Below are 17,762 nucleotides of genomic sequence, written 5' to 3'. Positions count from 1 at the left end.
TTAACATACTATTTACAAAAATACAGCATTAGATGTAACCGTTTTCTTTGATTTTTTTGTACTCTTTGTCCATCCCCGACATAGGTATATTAGTACAACTCCAAAGGAGGGGCCTCTATGTCGCTATACCGTCGTTACTCGCTTCCTCTGCTCATCCTTACACTGCTATTCCTATTTATGCTTATGGCTGTATACCCGCAATCTTCTCTGAATGCCGGGCTTCGGGGGCTTGCCATCTGGTGGGACGTGCTGTTTCCGTCTTTATTCCCGTTTTTCGTTATTTCCGAGCTTCTCCTCGGTTTCGGAATTGTTCATTTCATAGGCGCGCTGTTGGATCCGCTGATGCAGCCTCTATTCCGTGTACCTGGCTGTGGAGGTTTTGTCGCTGCGGTCAGCTGTGCATCCGGTTACCCGATTGGAGCTAAACTAACAGCCAAGCTGTGGGAGCAAAAATGGATCACACGCATTGAAGGAGAGCGTTTGGTCGCGTTTACCACTTCCTCTGATCCGATATTTTTGATCGGTGCGGTTTCCGTTGGCTTCTTCCATCAACCAGAAATTGCACTCGTACTGGGCACGGCCCATTATGGTGGCGTGCTCATCATCGGACTGCTTATGCGCTTCCACGGTTCCCGTTCAGGAGAAACAGATACTCGCAACGACCGCCCTCAACCTACTCAAAAAGCCTGGTCGAAGTCCAAGAATACAAAAGTAGCAGATCGCAATAGGCAGCCTGGACCCCTACGCCAAGCATTATATGCCATGCATACAGCTCGTTTGGAAGATGGTCGCCCATTGGGTGAGTTACTTCGTCAGGCGATTACTTCCTCCCTACGCCTTATTATTGTCGTAGGAGGGCTAGTTGTATTCTTCTGCGTCATTTTAGAAGCTTTGACGAACTCCGGTTTAATGAGCGGGCTTCATCTGCTTACGGCAAGCCTATTGACTGCATGTGGTCTTCCTCCTACGTTAACGGAGTCCATTGTGGGTGGTATTTTCGAAGTCACTTTAGGAGCGCAAGCCGCAGGTAAAGCCACGGCAGCGGCGTTACCATTCAAGGTAGCCGCAGCTGCTTTTGTTCTCTCCTGGGGCGGGCTGTCGGTTCATGCGCAGGTTGCAAGTATTTTAAATATGACGGATCTTCGTTATATGCCATTTTTGTTGGCCCGGGCTGCGCACGGCATCATCTCAGCACTGCTAGCTCTCGTGTTATGGCGGCCTCTTATGGGACAGGGAAGCTCTCCAGTCTTTTCTCCGATATACGACATCGCGTGGTCTCCTGGCTTCTCGTCCGTCATGTTGTTGCAAAGTCTGCTGTTTCTTGCCTTTATACTGGCTGGAATGCTTAGTCTCTCATGGTTGAGTGTGGGTACAAGTCGCTTATATGTACGTTTGAGAAGAACACACAGGCAATGAACGATTGTGTTCTTGCTCATAATTGATTATGATCGATATATACCCATGACAAAGGAGCTTTTCATCTTGAGATATTATGTTCTGGATCGCGGGGATCAGCACTCCATGGACCTGAGTCAGCAATTTCACCGTCTTGCCCAAGAAAAGAATTTCAAGCTGGATGCCGAATCGCCGGAAATCGTCGTGTCTATTGGAGGCGATGGTACGATGCTTCATGCGTTTCATACCTTCATCGACCGCATTCCGGATATTGCCTTTGTTGGTGTACATACCGGTCATCTAGGCTTTTACGCTGATTGGCGTGCGGACGAGCTGGAGGAGCTAATCCACCTGATGAGCCAAAGCGGATCTGAAGGACCGCTTAACCCGAGAATCGTTAAGTATCCACTAATTGAGTTGGAAATTCACAAGAAGTCAGGCAATGCTTCGTTTATTGCCTTGAATGAGTTTACGTTAAAAGGGGTGGATGGCACTGTCGTTGCCCAAGTAGATATTAATGATATCACCTTTGAAATGTTTCGCGGTGACGGTATATGTGTTTCTACCCCCTCAGGAACGACCGCATATAATAAAGCACTTGGCGGAGCTATGGTTCACCCCACCATTGAAGCATTGCAATTGACTGAGATCGCTTCCATTAATAACCGCGTGTATCGGACACTGGGATCGCCATTGCTACTGCCCAAACACCATCATTGTGATATTTTTTCACGGAAAGATCAGCGTCTCTTATTGACAGTAGATCACCTCAACTTTCCTGTGGATGACTTAATCTCTGTTCGATGTCAGGTCGCAAGTCAGAAGATCAGCTTCGCTCGTTATCGTCCTTTCCCATTTTGGGATCGAGTACGCAACGCTTTTCTTAATTAGCATCTGCAAAAGAGCCGCCTATGGCTCTTTTTTTATAAACAAAACGGCCCCTGAAAATTCAGGAACCGTTTTGTTGTGGAGCTGTATATGATTTATTCTTTTTACTACCCTCAGCTCTTTCGGCTTTAGCAGCTGGCTGGGTCTGCTGCTGGCCCTCAGGTTCACGTGAGACACGAACTTGCCGTCCCTCCCGATTTTCCTTTGGTTGACGCTCATAGCGTGGTCCACGCGATTCCTTTTTATCGAAACTCCCTTGCTGATTGCGCTGTCTACGTGGTTCCCGGGCTTGCTGCCCTTCACCCGGATTACGTCCATCCTTTGCTTCACGTGGTTCTCTTGGCTGGCGCGAATCGCGTGCTTCACGTGGCTCACGCTGCCGATTTCCTTCACGTCCTTCTCTGGATGGACGACTTTCGCGAGCTTCACGCGGCTGTCGTTCACGTACTTCCTGGGCATCCTTCGGTTCCCGACGTTGCAACTCGCGTGGTTCCCGGGATTCCCGAGGCTGCTCCACTCGCGATTCCTCCGTAGCTGTGGAATCCTGCTGTGGTTGCGGCCACTCCTGTTCTCCAGCTGTATGTTGCAATACTTCTTGCTGCTCTTCGGGTTCTAGCGTTCCCGCTTGTTCCCTTTGAGCATCTACCAACTGCTGAATATCTGGAGCAATGATTTCATCATTGACCCCGTTTTTATTAACTACTTCACGGCTTTTTTGCAACACAAAATAGGCACAGCCAAAATTGCAGTATTCATTAATGTAATCGTCCAGTACCACTATAGATGTATCCTTATTTGCTTTGGGATGACCGTCTCGATAAAAGCCCTTCAGACGTAGCTGATTGTAACCCCAATCACCAATAATGTAATCATAGCGATCCAGCACTTCACTATACCGATCACGAAACGCTTCGGGATTCCACCCGTTCTTGTGATCCTGCAACAATTCATAGTTTTTACCACCGATTTGAAACAAGCTATTCTGACCGCCTTTCCCGGATCAAGCCTGCGAAAGGGCGCCTTCTTCCTTATGCTGAGCGGCTGACTTCACCTGCTCATGCGCTTGGTAGGAGCTGCGGACCAACGGTCCGGATTCGACGTGGCTGAATCCCCGCTGTAATCCCTCTTCCTTTAACTTCGCAAAATCTTCCGGTGGATAATATTTTTGCACATATAAATGTTTCTCGGACGGCTGCAAATATTGACCAATTGTCATAATGTCACAATCGACTTTACGCAGATCATCCATGGTTTGTAAGATCTCGTCCCACTCTTCCCCGACACCTAGCATGATGCTTGATTTCGTTGGAATAGCCGGATTTAATTGCTTCGCACGTTGAAGCAGCTCCAGAGAGCGACGGTATTTCGCTTTAGCCCGAACCTTGTCGGACATGCGCTCCACCGTTTCAATATTATGATTCAGAATATCTGGTTTGGCATCCATGACGATTCGTAGCGATTCAATATCGCCCATAAAATCGGGAATCAATACTTCTACACTGCAAAAAGGTAATCGGCGGCGAATCGCACGAACCGTTTCTGCAAATATAGTAGCACCCCCATCTTTCAAATCGTCGCGAGCCACACTGGTTACGACACAGTGCTTCAAATTCATGTTTTCAGCCGCTTCAGCGACGCGTTCAGGCTCCTGCAAGTCCAGTTCCGTAGGCATTCCCGTATTTACTGCGCAAAAACGACACGCACGCGTACAAGTATCACCCAAAATCATAAATGTAGCTGTCCTATTGGCCCAGCATTCATATATATTAGGGCATCGTGCCTCCTCACATACGGTATGTAATGTCTTGGAACGCATCATGCTCTTGATTTCCTGATAGTTATCGCCTGTCGTAAGTTTAATACGAATCCAGTCGGGCTTAGCTTCCTTCACTTTTCTAGACAATGGCATAGACCTTCTTTCTGATAAGCTTAAGCTGTCATTGCCATACATTATAACATGAAAGCCATGGAAAAACCTCCATTCATTGTTCCCTTTTTGATATGACATTGATGCCGGAAAAAGTAAACTCTGTACATGGATAAAAGCGGCGGATATGGCTCAATCTAAACAAAAGCGCCCTACTCACACTATTGAATACGGGGCCTAGAATTTACCGGGCGATTAAGCCCTTCTATAGGAGGTCGGTTCACGTGCCTTACCCTACGCGGACAGCCCGAGCTGTTCGTTTGTTATCGCTGCTGTTATGTGCTACTACACTGGCAACGGCCTGTCCGCTTCCTGCCCATGCCTTTGCACATCACTTACAGTCCTCGTCCGCCAGAAGCAGCCTGACCGCAAATGTAGATGCTTCACATGTTCAGTCCTCGTCGTATACGTCCAGGCTGGCTCTATATCATTCCATCGAAGCCTTGACTGGAGTTCCTTGGTACAGGCTGGCCGCCATCGACCAGTATGAACGCACACTTACAGTGGCCCATCCCAGGGATCGGAAGCATGCGGAACGGATCATAGGTATTTTCATCACGGGACCAGTCTGGTCCGGCCTGATGAACCCTGATTCGGAGGATCAAAATCCGCGTTCCATTGAACTATTTTCCGGGCTGGGACAAGACGGTTCAGGTGATGGAATCGCTGACCGTAATAATGACAAGGATCTGCTATTCAGCATCGCATCTTATCTCGGAAAGTATGGAAACAACGAGGATGAATTTGGTATTGCCGTTTGGGAATATTACCATAACAGCCGCGCAGTTCAAAGAGTTCAGCAGTTTGCCAAGCTGTATCGGACGTATGGCAAGCTGGATCTGGTCAGTCAAGCCTTCCCCCTTCCTTTAGGCAGCATTTATAGCTACCGCAGCACATGGGGAAGCCGTCGCAGCTGGGGCGGTTACCGTATACATGAAGGAACTGATCTGTTTGCTGGCTATGGAGTTCCAGTTCGCAGTACCTGCTACGGTGTAGTTGAAATGAAGGGCTGGAATCCCTTCGGAGGATGGCGAATCGGAATCCGAGATCTCAACAACCGCTATCACTACTATGCGCATCTTTCCGGCTTTGACAAAACTGTCCACAACGGAGACATCGTTACACCCGGTCAGACGGTTGGCTGGGTCGGAAGCTCGGGCTATGGAAAAACCGGTACCCAAGGTAAGTTTCCACCGCATCTGCACTATGGTATATATCGGGACAATGGCTGGGCAGATTGGTCCTTTGACCCGTATCCGTTATTAAGACAGTGGGAGCAGTCCGAACGCAAAGCGCTCAAAACAGGAAAAACAAAAGGGACCTCCTCATAGGGTCCCTTTTGTTTTTCCTGGGCAGCTCACGTCACTCCCCTCGGCTCTATGGCGTTGGGGACTGGCTAGAGGTGTTTTGGTTTTCCTCTACCTCTGGAACACTTTCTATGCTGGAATCTATAGCGCCGCTACTCTCTATGGAATGGGGAGGCAACGCCAACTGCGGAGCGGCTGCACCATTTTTACCCACTGGTTTCCCCTGATTGTCATAGTAGTACATCGGAACGTTGCCCACCACCAGCAAATACGAAACTGGGATTTCCGTCTCCACAATCTGGGGTTGCATCTCAAACGGTATAACCACAGACACTTCCGTCGTAATCCGAATATACACTTCCACCAAAATCATGTTTATGCCCGCATCCTGTTGACGCGTATTTAAATCCACCTTGATCGCTCCATGCGGCTCCACCTTTAGAGGGACCGTTGGTCCATAAGCTGCCAACAGTGGACTGCCCAATGCCTGACCAATCGGAACACTCTCATCAAAATGGCTCATGCTGTCCATCGTTGCCTTGACTGCTTTGAGCGTGTCTGACGTAATTCTCATATGCTCTGCGTAATTCAGAACAAAGCCAGAGGTTCTTCCTTGTGCATCCGTTCTCCATTCGATCAAATTATCAGCCGTCTTCCCCTGCTCTACCTGTGCTGTAATTGCTGAATTAATAGCCTCCGTCGCCATTTGTTTGACCCGCACTTTTGCCAGGTGCATCATAGGCGGCTTCAAATGCTGCTCCACATAAGCAGCCACCTGTATGATTCCTACCAGCAGCGCCAGTACCACAATCAAAAATACTCTACGTCTGCCGCGTCGCCTTCTATTGGGTGCGCTGTGCCATTGCGGTCTTCTCATCATCCGATCCCCCCGCAGCGTTGGACTTACCCTACAAGGATATGCAAGGGAGGGACGAAAAAGAAGCCGCCCGTCCGGCAGCTTCTCTAGGTGGAATACATATACAATTGCAAATTTCAGGTACACTTATTATTTGAAAATGTGGTCAATCTTTTCGATATCAGCCTGACTCAATTGGACATTTAGCGTCTTCAGGTTCGCCAGCACCTGCTCCGGCCCCTTTGCCCCTGGAATGAGGGCATCAATCGAATCGCGGGTCAAATACCATGCGAGCACAACATGAGCAACCTCTGCATTCAACGCATTGGCAATCTCCCGTACCTGCTCCACTTTGTCCAAATTACGAGCAAATGCATCTCCCTGAAACAATGGATTTTTTGCTCTAATGTCTGTGAAGGTCATGTCTTTCGTATACTTACCACCCAGCAATCCTGAAGCTAGCGGGAAATAAGGCACAAACGAAATGCCATTTTCCTTGGTATAAGGCAGCAGATCCTTCTCAGCTTCCCGTTGAAACAAATTATAGTGGGATTGGAGCACATCTACATAACCGTCGCTATTCGCATCCTTAAGTTGTTCAATGGAAAAGTTAGATACGCCAATAGCCTTGATTTTGCCTTCGTCCTTAAGCTTCTTCAATTCTCCAACTGCTTCTGCCTTCGGCGTAGCTTCGTCCGGGAAATGGATATAAAACAGATCGATATAATCGGTCTGCAATCTTTTCAGGCTGGATTCAACAGATTCACGTAAAAAAGCAGGCGAGTTGTCAAAAACAACCTCTCCGTTCACAAATTTGTGTGCCCCCTTGGTCGCAATGACCGCTTCCTCACGTTTGCCCCGCTCCTTCAGCACCTCACCGATCAACCGCTCTGAGTGCTCAGGTCCATAAATAAAAGCCGTATCCAGAAAATTGATGCCGTTATCTAAAGCTGTGCGAACAACTTCTTTACCTGTTTCATCATTCAAACCGGAAAAGAGATTATGTCCTCCCACCTTATTTGCACCCAAACCGATTGGTTTTACATATAGATCTGTTTTTCCAATACGCACTTGCTCTGCCAATTCACGTCATCTCCTTTTCGAAAGTTACTTCCATTTTAATATTAAATTCCAAAAAAATCAAAGTGCGTACCTGGCAGTTGTTCTCATCCTTTAATCCCCGTCAAAGCAATCCCTTCCATAAAATACTTCTGTCCTATGGCAAAAAGAATAATAGCAGGCAAGACTACAATTAAAGATGCGGCCATCAAAACACCCCATTGAGCCGAATATATTCCCTGAAATTGCTGCAGCCCAATCGCCAACGTAAATTTGCTCTCATCATTAAGGTAAACCAGCGGCCCCATAAAATCATTCCATGTATTCAAAAACGTAAACAATCCAATGACCAAAATCGCCGACCTCGACAAAGGCAAAATAATACGGGTGAAAATCGTAAAATGATTGCCTCCATCCACAAATACAGCTTCATCCAGTTCTCGCGGTAGAGTCATGTAGAATTGTCTTAGCAAAAAAATATTAAAAACGCCTCCACCAAAAAACGAAGGTAATACCAATGGAACGTACGAATTAACCATGCCTAATGCCTGCCAACCAATAAATGACGGAATCAGCGTGACTGCAAACGGCAGCATCATGCTGCTTAATAACAAGGCAAATACCTTATCTCTTCCCTTCCATCTCATTCGCGCAAAGCTATAGGCAGAAATGGTACTCGACAGAAGTACACCCGCCAAAGTGCCCGCTACGACGATAAATGTATTCACAAAATAGCGCCCAAAGGATAACTCTTCAAACGGCTGTAAAAAATTCTCGAATACAAAAGGCTCTGGAATCCATTTCGGCGGGATCAAAAAAATCTGACTTAAATCCATCATGGAGCTTCGCACCAGCCAGTAAAAAGGAAACATACAAAACAGTGAGCCCACTATGAGAACTGCGTAGAGCAAAACCCTGCTCCAACTCCAACCGCGTTTTTTCATGTTCATGCCCCCCCGCCTTCGTAATACACCCATTTTCGGGCCGTCTTGAACAGAAAGGCAGTGAATACCAAAACGACAATAAAGAGCACCCAAGCAATAGCACAGGCATAACCCATATTCGAAAAAGTAAATGCCTCGCGGAACAAATAAAAGGTATAAAACAAGCTGGAGTTATTGGGTCCACCCTGAGTCATGACGTAAGGTTGAACAAACACTTGAAACCCACCGATGAAGCCCATAATCGTATTAAAAAAAATAGTGGGCGATGTCAATGGAATTGTAATATACAAAAGCTTATGAAGAGCGTTTCCACCGTCAATTTCAATGGCTTCATAATAATGTCTAGGTATATCTTGCAAGCCTGCCAGAAAAATAATCATGGTTCCTCCAACGGTCCACAAACTCATTAAAACCAGAGTAGGAACTACCGACCCTTCGCTATAGATCCACTGACTTTCAGGCAAATGCAGCGCACGCAGCACCACATTTAGCAAGCCAAGATCCGGATCAAACAGCCACATCCAGATCATAGACGATGCTATGAGTGGCACAATGGTAGGGAGATAGAAAACAGTCCTGAAAAAAGCCAGACCTTTTACCTTTTGATTAAGTAATATTGCCAAAAAGAAAGCTACAATAATTTGCAAGGGCACACTCAGAAACACATAATAAAACGTAACCCCGAGTGATTTATAAAAAAATTGATCCGTACCGTCAAATAAGTGGACGTAATTATCCAGACCGATAAAATGGGCCTGTGAAGCAACCTTGTAATCGGTAAGACTGAACCAGAGACTAGCGATCATCGGTCCCAGAACAAAAATGACAAAGCCGAGAATAGCAGGGGCGGCAAAAAGCCACCCCAACCAATTTTCCTTCTTACGAATAGAAGATAATGATTGCATTCTATCCCTCTCTTTCTGTCAAAACACTCACCCTATTCTTTTGGATACGTCCCTTTAAATTCCGCGTTAGCCTTTACGGAAACCTCCTTGAATGCTTGCTCCACCGTTTTCTTGCCCAGCCATACCTGATCCAGCGCCGGGTTAATGATAGCATTGATTTTTTCCGAGTTTTTCAGATAATAGTCGTAAGAATTGACACCGTTATGCAGCGTTTGGTTCATGACAGCATCACGGTAACCATCGGCATGACCTGGTTTGACATCGGCCCATTTGCTAATCAAGTCTGGTTCGGTGTACCACTTTTTCATGACAGGCATCCACAATCCGCTGGAATGCATGTCAAGTCCGCTTTCAGCATCCAGCAAGAATTTATAAAACATCCATGCTTCTTTAGGATGTTTGGTTTTGGCAGAAATCACTTCCGGTTCGCCAAACAGGATCGTTTTGCTGCTCTTCAACTTGGGTAACACGCCTACACCAAAATTCACCTTCGATTCTCCAAGATCCAATTGAACCCACTGTCCATCCAGATCCATCGCTACACGCTTACTTTGTAGTGCTACGGCCGGGGAAGGTATATTTTTGGACTGCGTTGGCGACGGTGCCACATGGTAAACGTTGATCAGATCAGCCATTTTCTGAACAGCTTCAATCACATCAGGGCTCTCAAGATTAAGCGAGTCCCCTTTGTCTGAAATGACACTTGCGTTATTGGAAGGCACAAGCAAATGCCACATCCATGTATCAAACCGAACTCCATACTGTTTAATGTTACTTGCATCGAAATTGGGACTGAGCGCATTATTTCCCGCTTTATCAATGGTGAGCTTTTGTGCTGTCTCTAAAAACTGCTCCCATGTCCAAGCCTCCTCAGCCTTTACTGGCGGCAAAGCAACACCAGCCTCATCAAACAAATCTTTATTGTAATAAAGCGCGAAAGCTTCCTCAGTTACCTTGACCCCAGCCACTTTGTCCTTATCCCAATAGATGACTGAATTAGGAATAAGACTTTCCTTCGTTAGCTCCTTATCCTCCTTCAAAAATTCATTTAAATTATATAGTTTGCCTTGTTCAGCCCATTGCAGAGCCTGTGCTTTATAAATGGGAAATACATCGGGTGCCTGATTGGCGGCAAACATCGTCGTTAATTTGGTTACGTAATCCCCGGGGATATGCATATAGTTGATTTTGATCCACGGATATTTCTCTGTAAATTTTTTAGCGATTTCCTGCTGAACCTTCTTTTCATTGGTGCTACCCCAACTGGCATAGGTCAGTGTCACTTGCTCGTGACCCTGCAAATCAACTGGTTTGCTGCTGCTCTCATTTGAACTACAGGCTGACATAAGCCCAACGATCAAGCACATGCAGACGATCCATAACTTTCGTTTTAACATGAGTAACGCCCCCAAACCGTTTATTTTTTTACCTTTTCGTTTGTTGCTTCGTCACTAAACTCATTTTAGCAAACGCTTACATTTATAAAAGTCGTACTCTCATTGGATTGGTGTCATTTGATTAGATCTATGAATTTCTCCGATGCGAATCAGGACGAATGTCCCTTTACCTGCTGGCGAATGGAGCGTAACGCCATAATCCATTCCATATAATAGCCGTACTCTTCTGTCTACATTTTTAATACCCGTTGATCTGATTTCTCCAGCTTGAATTCGGCGTATATGTTCTTCTTGAATTCCTAATCCATTATCCTCCACTTTAAAACACACCAATTGCTTCTCGATCCAGGCTGTGATCTTAATCAGACCCCCTGATTCCATTTCGGCGAAGCCGTGAATAATTGAATTCTCTACAAAAGGCTGTAAGAAAAGTTTGGGAACCTCCATCTGAAGCAAAATGGGATCAATATCATATTCCACCGTGAACTTGTCCTCAAAGCGATTCTGCATAATAAAAATGTATTTCTCCAGCCAATTCAGATCGGTTTCCAAGCTCCATGTATCGTTTTTGTTTCGAGTAGTAATTTGCAGCATTTCTGCCAGACTAATGATCAATTGGCCTAGCTCCTGCTGTTTATGTTCTAACGCGATCCAATACATGGTCGTTAAAGTGTTATACAAAAAATGGGGATTCAGCTGTAAATTAAGTGCCATTAACTCCGACTCTTTGGCTCGTAGACGTGACTTGTAATTTTCCTCGATTAAATCTTTAATTTTTTCATTCATTTGATTAAACCGAATCACCAGGTCTCCCAATTCATCATAGCCACGCACAGGAATTCGAATATCAAAATGCCCTTTCTCCATTACTTTCATCGCTTGTTTCATATCTGTGATGGGCTTACTGATATAAACAGACAGTAAATAAGCAAGAATAACAGCAACGAGCATCATAAAACCTAAAAAAAACACCGTGTAGGTGCGAATCGTTGATAGATGTCCCAATACATCTTCCATGGGAATGGCTATATAAGATACCCAGCCCGTCGTCTTCATCGCTTCGTAAACCAGTAATATGCTTTGACCTTTAACGTTTACCATTTTCATCCCTTGTTCCGAATTAATGGCATCCTTAAGCCAATCCGCCACGGGCTCCCCCACTTGTTGCTGTCTATCCGAACTCATGACCATCCCATTTTTATCATGAATCATGCCATAGGATAGATGTGCAAATCCGCTGCGGGCTGCATAATCTTCAAAACCCCCTTTTAACAAGTCAGGACGAAAATTCAGTATAAGTATAGGTTTTTCCTTTCCCTCCGGAAGCGTATGAAAGGTTCCTGCATCATCTAATGCAGTCAAATGAAGCTGCTTTACCACAGCAAATAAAGAACTAAACTCATAGGAGCCTCGTTTTAAATCTTGCTGATGGAATGTATCGGCATACGAATAAGCCGGAATCCACTTGGTAGCCCCTTCTGCTTCCACCGCCGTTGTTGCCAACGGAGAAGAATAGAACGGCTGAACGGGAATATACATCCGATCAGTGCTTCCATATGCATAATTTTGCGTCATAATTTGGGAAGCGTACACTTCCTCCATATTGCCAAAGTATCTGTACAAAATTTTTGTAATGCTGCGATCTGCTCGTAACAGCGATGAAGAATCCGTAGTATCCACGTTCGTAATGTTCTGAAGAAGATCATGGTCGATCGGAATCATATCTACGGTTTTTTGAATAGCTGTCAGCTTGTTATCCAGCAGCTGGTTATTACTACGCAGAACGCTTGTAACGCTATCTGTTACATTTGTAGTAATATTCCGTGCGCTCGTTTCAAAGTAAACGAAACCTAGAATCAAAACGATAAAACCAGACAACAAAAAATAGGACAGCATCAATTTCGTACGAAAGCTACTGTCCAAAAATTTTTGATACATATATTTAACTTGGCGCATCGTATCTTCCTTTCACCTAACAATCAGTTGAATTTCCTACGAAATTCTTCCGGCGTGTGCATTACATTTTTTTTGAACACTTTAAAAAAGTATTTGATATCTTTATAACCAACCTGTCTACTAATTTCTGCGACCTTGGCGTCTGTATGCAGCAGTAAGTGCTGAGCCTTTTGCATTCTGAGCTTCACCATATATTCCGTGAACGAGAGCCCGAAATAATTTTTGAACAGAATGCTAAAATAGGACGCATTATAGTGGAAGCGCCGGGAGACGATCTCCAGACTTAGGTCTTCATGTAGATGTGCATCTAGAAATTCCTTGCACTTGTTCATAATGGGTTCGCCTTTGGAGCCGCTATGAAGCTCAAGAATCAGCTCTTTTAACCATGTTGCAACACGATCCTCAAGATTCCGAAGACAGGTGGCCTTTTCGACAGCTTTGTTCAAACGTTCCGAGAAACGTGAGTAGACTTCCTCACTCCACCCTATATTTAACCGTTGTAAACTAACCAACAGAAGGTGTACCAATTTTGCTTTAAGCGCTTCAGGTGCAGGATACCCTTGTGTCATTTGTCCAATGAAATTTTGCACCCGACCCAATAGCTGATCGGGCTTTCCATTAGAGATAGCGCTTTCAATAAATTTAAAAAATGCCATTTGTTCGTGTGCGCTCATTTCCTGTACTGGCTGCTCATCATCTGAAACGACAAGGTTCAAACATCTGATGTGAGGTGTATAAAAACGCATGGAGATCAGGCCAACGGCCTTTTCGTGAGATTGGCTTATTTGCATTTCATCAAAATTAAAAAACTGCCCCCAAGCAAACCAGATTGAAATAGCTTGCTGTTGCTCCAACTTTTTCAGCCCAGCTTGCAGGGCACTTTTGGCCTCTTTGCTTTCAGCCCTATCCTTCCAATTCACTACTGCAACATGGTCTTTACGGGATTCGAGTGGAAACACGACAGAAGACGCCCAAGGTCGCAATATTTCAACAACCGTATTACGGAGCTGAGAATCCCACATATGTATATCCTCCGGGTGGGCCGCCGATGCTCCCAACGCGAGAACTTCTCCTACCCCATGCCATCCAAAGTGACTCTTTAATAGGATTTTCTCATTAGGCTGTAATTTGTCTGTCACGCATCTGCTAAACAAATGCTCCACAAATGCAGGCATACTCTGCTCGATCTGATTCAACGCTGTTTGATTCCCAATCAGTGCTTCCTGTTCCTCTACAATAATCTTCTCCATGTGTTGAATCACTTCAATGAGCTGCTGCGATTGCACCGGTTTCACCAAATAATCATTCGCCCCGTACCTCACCGCCTGCTGTGCATAGCTAAATTCCTGGTAGACTGTCACTAAAATAACTTTGGTCTCATGTTGACCGGATGTTCTCAATTGTTGAAGATACTCAAGTCCATTCATGATCGGCATTTGAATATCTGTAAAAACGATTTGGATCGGTTTGGATAACGTAATGGTCAGAGCATCTTTCCCGTTCTTGGCTTCCCATACCTCGTATTCGGGACGTAGATCCCTGACCATGGCAGCTAAACCTCGACGCTGTCTAGTTTCATCATCCACAACAAGTACTCCCAGCGGGATCGAATTCACTGACTCCCCTCCTGTCGTTTTCATACACGCATTTTTTTTCAGTATAACACTTACAGGTGGGAGCCGATCCTATTTTCTTTTTCGCTTCATACCGCGAATGGTCGTTTTCGTTGCCTGATCCACCCGATATGATTCTGTGATTTTTTGCAGTGCTTTGTTGAAGGTAAAATCATCCAATGTATTATGACTTAAATACGCCATTGTTATCTCGGGCAGCTTGATATAACAGATCGATATCGCCCATGCTACTGCCATTTGTACATAATAATCCTCACGATGGGTCTGATCCAGTAAAGTAAACACCCGATTCATATACTGTTCCTCAATATAAAAATTTAGAAGCATAACCACACCAAACCGAATTTCATATTCTTTCTTGGAGAATAGATAGGGCTGAATAAACTCCCATACCTGTTCTTTATGATGTTTCGTGATTTTCAATCCGGCACAGAAACTGTCACATACGGACCAATTATCAATTTTAGGAACAAACTTGGCGGTATAACTCAAAACTTCCTCTATATCTGTTTTTACAGAACCAATCACCATACCTTGCAGCATTGCTTCTTCGAAGTGTTCACTTTCAGCGGTCTCCAGGTAGAGACGCCAATCCCCTTTGGCAATATCTTGAGCTAGCTTACGCAGTACCGGCAGACGTACACCCAGCACATTATTAATCGTCGGAAGCAATGCAGCCGTAAATTTCTGAAAATCCGCATCCACGTATGACAGTATCTGTTCTCTGATTGTTTTCTCCATCGTTTCCACTCCCTGATTCTTAACGAAATGAAATACTCCACAAATAAATGGAGGCCACCGAACCATAAGGTGAATAAACTCGGCGGTACTCCTCAAATTGCTGCTTGGTCAATGTATCTAGATGGTACAGCTTCATCATTCCCCGTCGAATAGCCATATCGCCCCAACTGACGACATCTGGACGCTCCATACAATTAATCAGCATCATTTCAGCCGTCCAAGGTCCTATCCCTTGCAGCGAGGACAATTTCTGGATCACCTGTGCATCGGAAAGCTCATATAATTCCTGTAAATCCAACAAGCCCTGCTCGATCGTTTGGGCTATATTAAGGATACATGTGGCCTTTTTCATGGTGATGCCACAGCTTTGAATTTCTAAAGCCGTCTGAACGGCTATATTTTGTGGAGTAATCGCCCCTAACTTCTCCTGCATCCTTGCCCATATGGTTTGAACCGCCTTGGCCGATATAAGCTGTCCCACAATCGCATGAACGAGCGCCGCGAACAGGTCGGGAATGATGATCCGTTCTACCTTGCCCATTTGCGTCATCGCTGCACCAAGTACGGTGTCTACGTTTTTTAGATAATCGATTTCCTTTTCCCCATAATCAAAGTTTTTGATCATTACGGTTTGCATTCGTTCTCACGCTGCCCCCTTATATGGTCACTCTTGATTCAATGGCATGGACTGCTTTTACATCAGGGTTCGAATCCTTCTTTGCTCACATAGAGCTGCTCTTTCGGGAAAACATGGAGAAAACGTTCATAAACCGCCTTATAGGCAGCAGGATGATACCATTCTTCCAGCCCCAATGACTCGTACAACGCACCAATTTTTAAGCTACGCGTTCGTCTCCCCCCACTGCCATCTCCCATAAAATAATCATCAATACAGACACGGTTGACCAGAGGCAAAAGCTTGTCTGCAAAATGTTCACTGCTTGGAAGCATCGGAGCAATGGTAGCTTGCGTCGATACACCTGCCTCCTTTAAGAGATGTAGCGTTTGGAGACGAGCCTGGATGGGAGGAGCTTCCGGGGTAAAATGTTTGCGTATATCTTCTCGATCTGTTTCTACAGTCATACTCACACGTACACGATCCCCCAATCGGAGCAGTAAATCAGTATCCCGCCGTACCAGTGGACTGCGCGTCTGTAAAAAGAGAAAATCCGGTGGATCCTCCACCATCACCTCCAGCAGAGACCGGGTCACCTCTTCCTTATACTCGGCAGGCTGATAAGGATCTGTGCTTGACGACATGAAAATCGTGACTTTACCTTTGGATTTGGCTCTACGAAGCTCCTTGCGAAGAATATCTGCCGCCTGACTTTTAATATCAACCCATGTCCCCCACGCTTCCTTACGAAACGTGGAGACTGGCAATTGACGTACATAGCAATATGAGCAACCAAAGGTACAACCTGTATACGGGTTCAACGAGTGTGTATACCCTGACAAGAAACCTGTCCCTTTATTCAAAAGAGTCTTGGGGGATTTGTAATACTCATTTTTCATACTGAACCGATGCCACACTTTCCTTTTCGAGCTGCAAAAGCTTCACCTTCATGTCCAAACCACCACGATATCCGGTCATAGCTCCATTTTTACCAATGACCCGATGACAAGGGACCGTGACCAAAATTGGATTAGCACCGATGGCAGACCCCACCGCACGAACAGAGGCTGGCTTTTGAATAGCGTTGGCAATGTCTGAATAGGATAGTGTTTCCCCATACGGAATATCACACAACGCATTCCAAACCGCCATCTGGAACGCAGTCCCATGAAAATCAAAGGGCAATGTAAATTGGGTGCGCTTCCCTTGGAGATATTCAATCAGCTCCTTAGCATAGGGCTGTAAAGCAGCATCCTCTTCAACTAAAGGACTGCCGGGAAATCGCCTTCCCGCCCATGAAAACAATTCCTCTACAGGTTGATTGGGCGAACCTACATAACATAGTCCTTCCGATGTAGCTGCAATATATAGATTCCAATCCTCATGTGTCAACAATGACCAATAGATCGTTTTATTTATTTGCTGTGCCATGCTGTGTACCTCCATTTCGTGTTGCTTTCAATTTGAGTTGGCGATATTGCAATGGGGTGTAGCCTGTATTCTTTTTAAATAACGTAATAAAGTAAGGTGCATTGGACAGACCTACGTTCTCCCCCACTTCCGCAACAGATATAGCTGAGCAAATGAGCAGCTTCTTCGCTTGTTCCAACCTGGTCTGCTGTATATATTCCATTGGAGTTAGATGCATAATCCGCTTGAAGGTACGATGTAAATGATACGGACTTCCATGACTTATCTCAGCCAGGATGTGCAATGTTAAGTCCTTCATATAGTTAGAATTCACGTATTCTGTAACCAGTGCGATCCATTCATGATCAGGCAATCGTTGTCCTGTCGGTTTACATCTTTTGCATGGACGAAAATGCTGGGCCAATGCCTGCTCTGCTGTTTTAAAAATACGGATGTTCTCTCTTTTGGGAGGTCGGGATTTGCAGGAGGGGCGACAAAATATTCCCGTTGTCTTCACAGCGTACAAAAATACCCCGTCATATGACTTGTCGTTTTCTACAATAGCTCTCCACTTGTCGTCAGTTATGGATAAATCGGATGTGCTCATTCAAATCACCTCTCTTGTGCAATGTGGCCTCCCCACATATCTATGGCAGAATTTTTCTAAATCCGTCTGTCTAAATTATAGACTAAATAGTGAACGTATGTACCCCTCTTGGAATGTAAA

Annotated in this window: 17 protein-coding genes; 3 read left to right on the top strand and 14 right to left on the bottom strand. The window is 45.2% G+C overall.

Annotation, left to right across the window (positions count from 1 at the left end; genetic code table 11):
• The first annotated feature begins 117 nt into the window (after positions 1-117).
• Together ylbJ and ACQW03_RS16155 are read left to right on the top strand one after the other, a co-directional pair.
• On the top strand, positions 118-1,416 hold the full coding sequence (gene ylbJ / locus ACQW03_RS16160) for a sporulation integral membrane protein YlbJ (protein WP_441950593.1): 1,299 nt from the start codon (positions 118-120) through the stop codon (positions 1,414-1,416).
• Between the two features lie 66 nt (positions 1,417-1,482).
• Positions 1,483-2,286, top strand: coding sequence for an NAD kinase (locus ACQW03_RS16155; protein WP_013372943.1), 804 nt, complete (start codon positions 1,483-1,485; stop codon positions 2,284-2,286).
• 58 nt (positions 2,287-2,344) lie between these two features.
• On the opposite strand, the gene ACQW03_RS16150 is transcribed toward ACQW03_RS16155, so the two are convergent.
• Together ACQW03_RS16150 and lipA are read right to left on the bottom strand one after the other, a co-directional pair.
• Complete coding sequence (locus tag ACQW03_RS16150) at positions 2,345-3,259, bottom strand: YutD-like domain-containing protein (protein ID WP_441950590.1); 915 nt, start codon at positions 3,257-3,259, stop codon at positions 2,345-2,347.
• Positions 3,260-3,283: 24 nt separating this feature from the next.
• Positions 3,284-4,186, bottom strand: coding sequence for a lipoyl synthase (gene lipA, locus ACQW03_RS16145; RefSeq protein WP_023990211.1), 903 nt, complete (start codon positions 4,184-4,186; stop codon positions 3,284-3,286).
• Positions 4,187-4,434: 248 nt separating this feature from the next.
• Between lipA and ACQW03_RS16140 the strand changes: the two genes are divergently transcribed.
• Positions 4,435-5,541, top strand: coding sequence for a M23 family metallopeptidase (locus tag ACQW03_RS16140; protein ID WP_441950588.1), 1,107 nt, complete (start codon positions 4,435-4,437; stop codon positions 5,539-5,541).
• A 46-nt stretch (positions 5,542-5,587) separates the two neighbouring features.
• Here ACQW03_RS16140 and yunB read toward each other — a convergent pair whose 3' ends face one another.
• From yunB to ACQW03_RS16080, 12 genes are all read right to left on the bottom strand, one after another.
• On the bottom strand, positions 5,588-6,397 hold the full coding sequence (gene yunB / locus ACQW03_RS16135) for a sporulation protein YunB (protein ID WP_071642865.1): 810 nt from the start codon (positions 6,395-6,397) through the stop codon (positions 5,588-5,590).
• Positions 6,398-6,523: 126 nt separating this feature from the next.
• Positions 6,524-7,456: an aldo/keto reductase gene (locus ACQW03_RS16130; protein WP_441950586.1), complete on the bottom strand. Its 933-nt coding sequence runs from the start codon at positions 7,454-7,456 to the stop codon at positions 6,524-6,526.
• A gap of 83 nt (positions 7,457-7,539) precedes the next feature.
• Positions 7,540-8,376, bottom strand: a complete 837-nt coding sequence (locus ACQW03_RS16125; RefSeq protein ID WP_028541414.1) for a carbohydrate ABC transporter permease — start codon at positions 8,374-8,376, stop codon at positions 7,540-7,542.
• A gap of 2 nt (positions 8,377-8,378) precedes the next feature.
• Positions 8,379-9,281, bottom strand: a complete 903-nt coding sequence (locus tag ACQW03_RS16120; RefSeq protein WP_028541413.1) for a carbohydrate ABC transporter permease — start codon at positions 9,279-9,281, stop codon at positions 8,379-8,381.
• Positions 9,282-9,313: 32 nt separating this feature from the next.
• Positions 9,314-10,678, bottom strand: a complete 1,365-nt coding sequence (locus ACQW03_RS16115; RefSeq protein ID WP_441950583.1) for an ABC transporter substrate-binding protein — start codon at positions 10,676-10,678, stop codon at positions 9,314-9,316.
• Between the two features lie 99 nt (positions 10,679-10,777).
• On the bottom strand, positions 10,778-12,634 hold the full coding sequence (locus ACQW03_RS16110; protein ID WP_441950581.1) for a histidine kinase: 1,857 nt from the start codon (positions 12,632-12,634) through the stop codon (positions 10,778-10,780).
• A 23-nt stretch (positions 12,635-12,657) separates the two neighbouring features.
• Positions 12,658-14,250, bottom strand: coding sequence for a response regulator transcription factor (locus ACQW03_RS16105; protein ID WP_441950579.1), 1,593 nt, complete (start codon positions 14,248-14,250; stop codon positions 12,658-12,660).
• 69 nt (positions 14,251-14,319) lie between these two features.
• Positions 14,320-15,009 (bottom strand): DNA alkylation repair protein, encoded by a 690-nt coding sequence (locus tag ACQW03_RS16100; protein WP_441950577.1) that lies wholly within the window; start codon positions 15,007-15,009, stop codon positions 14,320-14,322.
• 19 nt (positions 15,010-15,028) lie between these two features.
• Positions 15,029-15,646, bottom strand: coding sequence for a DNA-3-methyladenine glycosylase family protein (locus tag ACQW03_RS16095; protein WP_441950575.1), 618 nt, complete (start codon positions 15,644-15,646; stop codon positions 15,029-15,031).
• Between the two features lie 62 nt (positions 15,647-15,708).
• On the bottom strand, positions 15,709-16,524 hold the full coding sequence (locus tag ACQW03_RS16090; protein ID WP_071642878.1) for an SPL family radical SAM protein: 816 nt from the start codon (positions 16,522-16,524) through the stop codon (positions 15,709-15,711).
• Positions 16,514-17,056 (bottom strand): methylated-DNA--[protein]-cysteine S-methyltransferase, encoded by a 543-nt coding sequence (locus tag ACQW03_RS16085; RefSeq protein ID WP_441950572.1) that lies wholly within the window; start codon positions 17,054-17,056, stop codon positions 16,514-16,516. Before ACQW03_RS16085 ends, ACQW03_RS16090 begins: the two co-directional genes overlap by 11 nt.
• Positions 17,037-17,642, bottom strand: a complete 606-nt coding sequence (locus ACQW03_RS16080; protein ID WP_441950570.1) for a bifunctional transcriptional activator/DNA repair enzyme AdaA — start codon at positions 17,640-17,642, stop codon at positions 17,037-17,039. Before ACQW03_RS16080 ends, ACQW03_RS16085 begins: the two co-directional genes overlap by 20 nt.
• Positions 17,643-17,762: the final 120 nt, after the last annotated feature.

Source organism: Paenibacillus sp. DRB1-1 (assembly GCF_052119485.1).
Classification (GTDB): Bacteria; Bacillota; Bacilli; order Paenibacillales; family Paenibacillaceae; genus Paenibacillus; species Paenibacillus polymyxa_B.
This window is presented reverse-complemented; position numbering and strand designations above follow the sequence as displayed.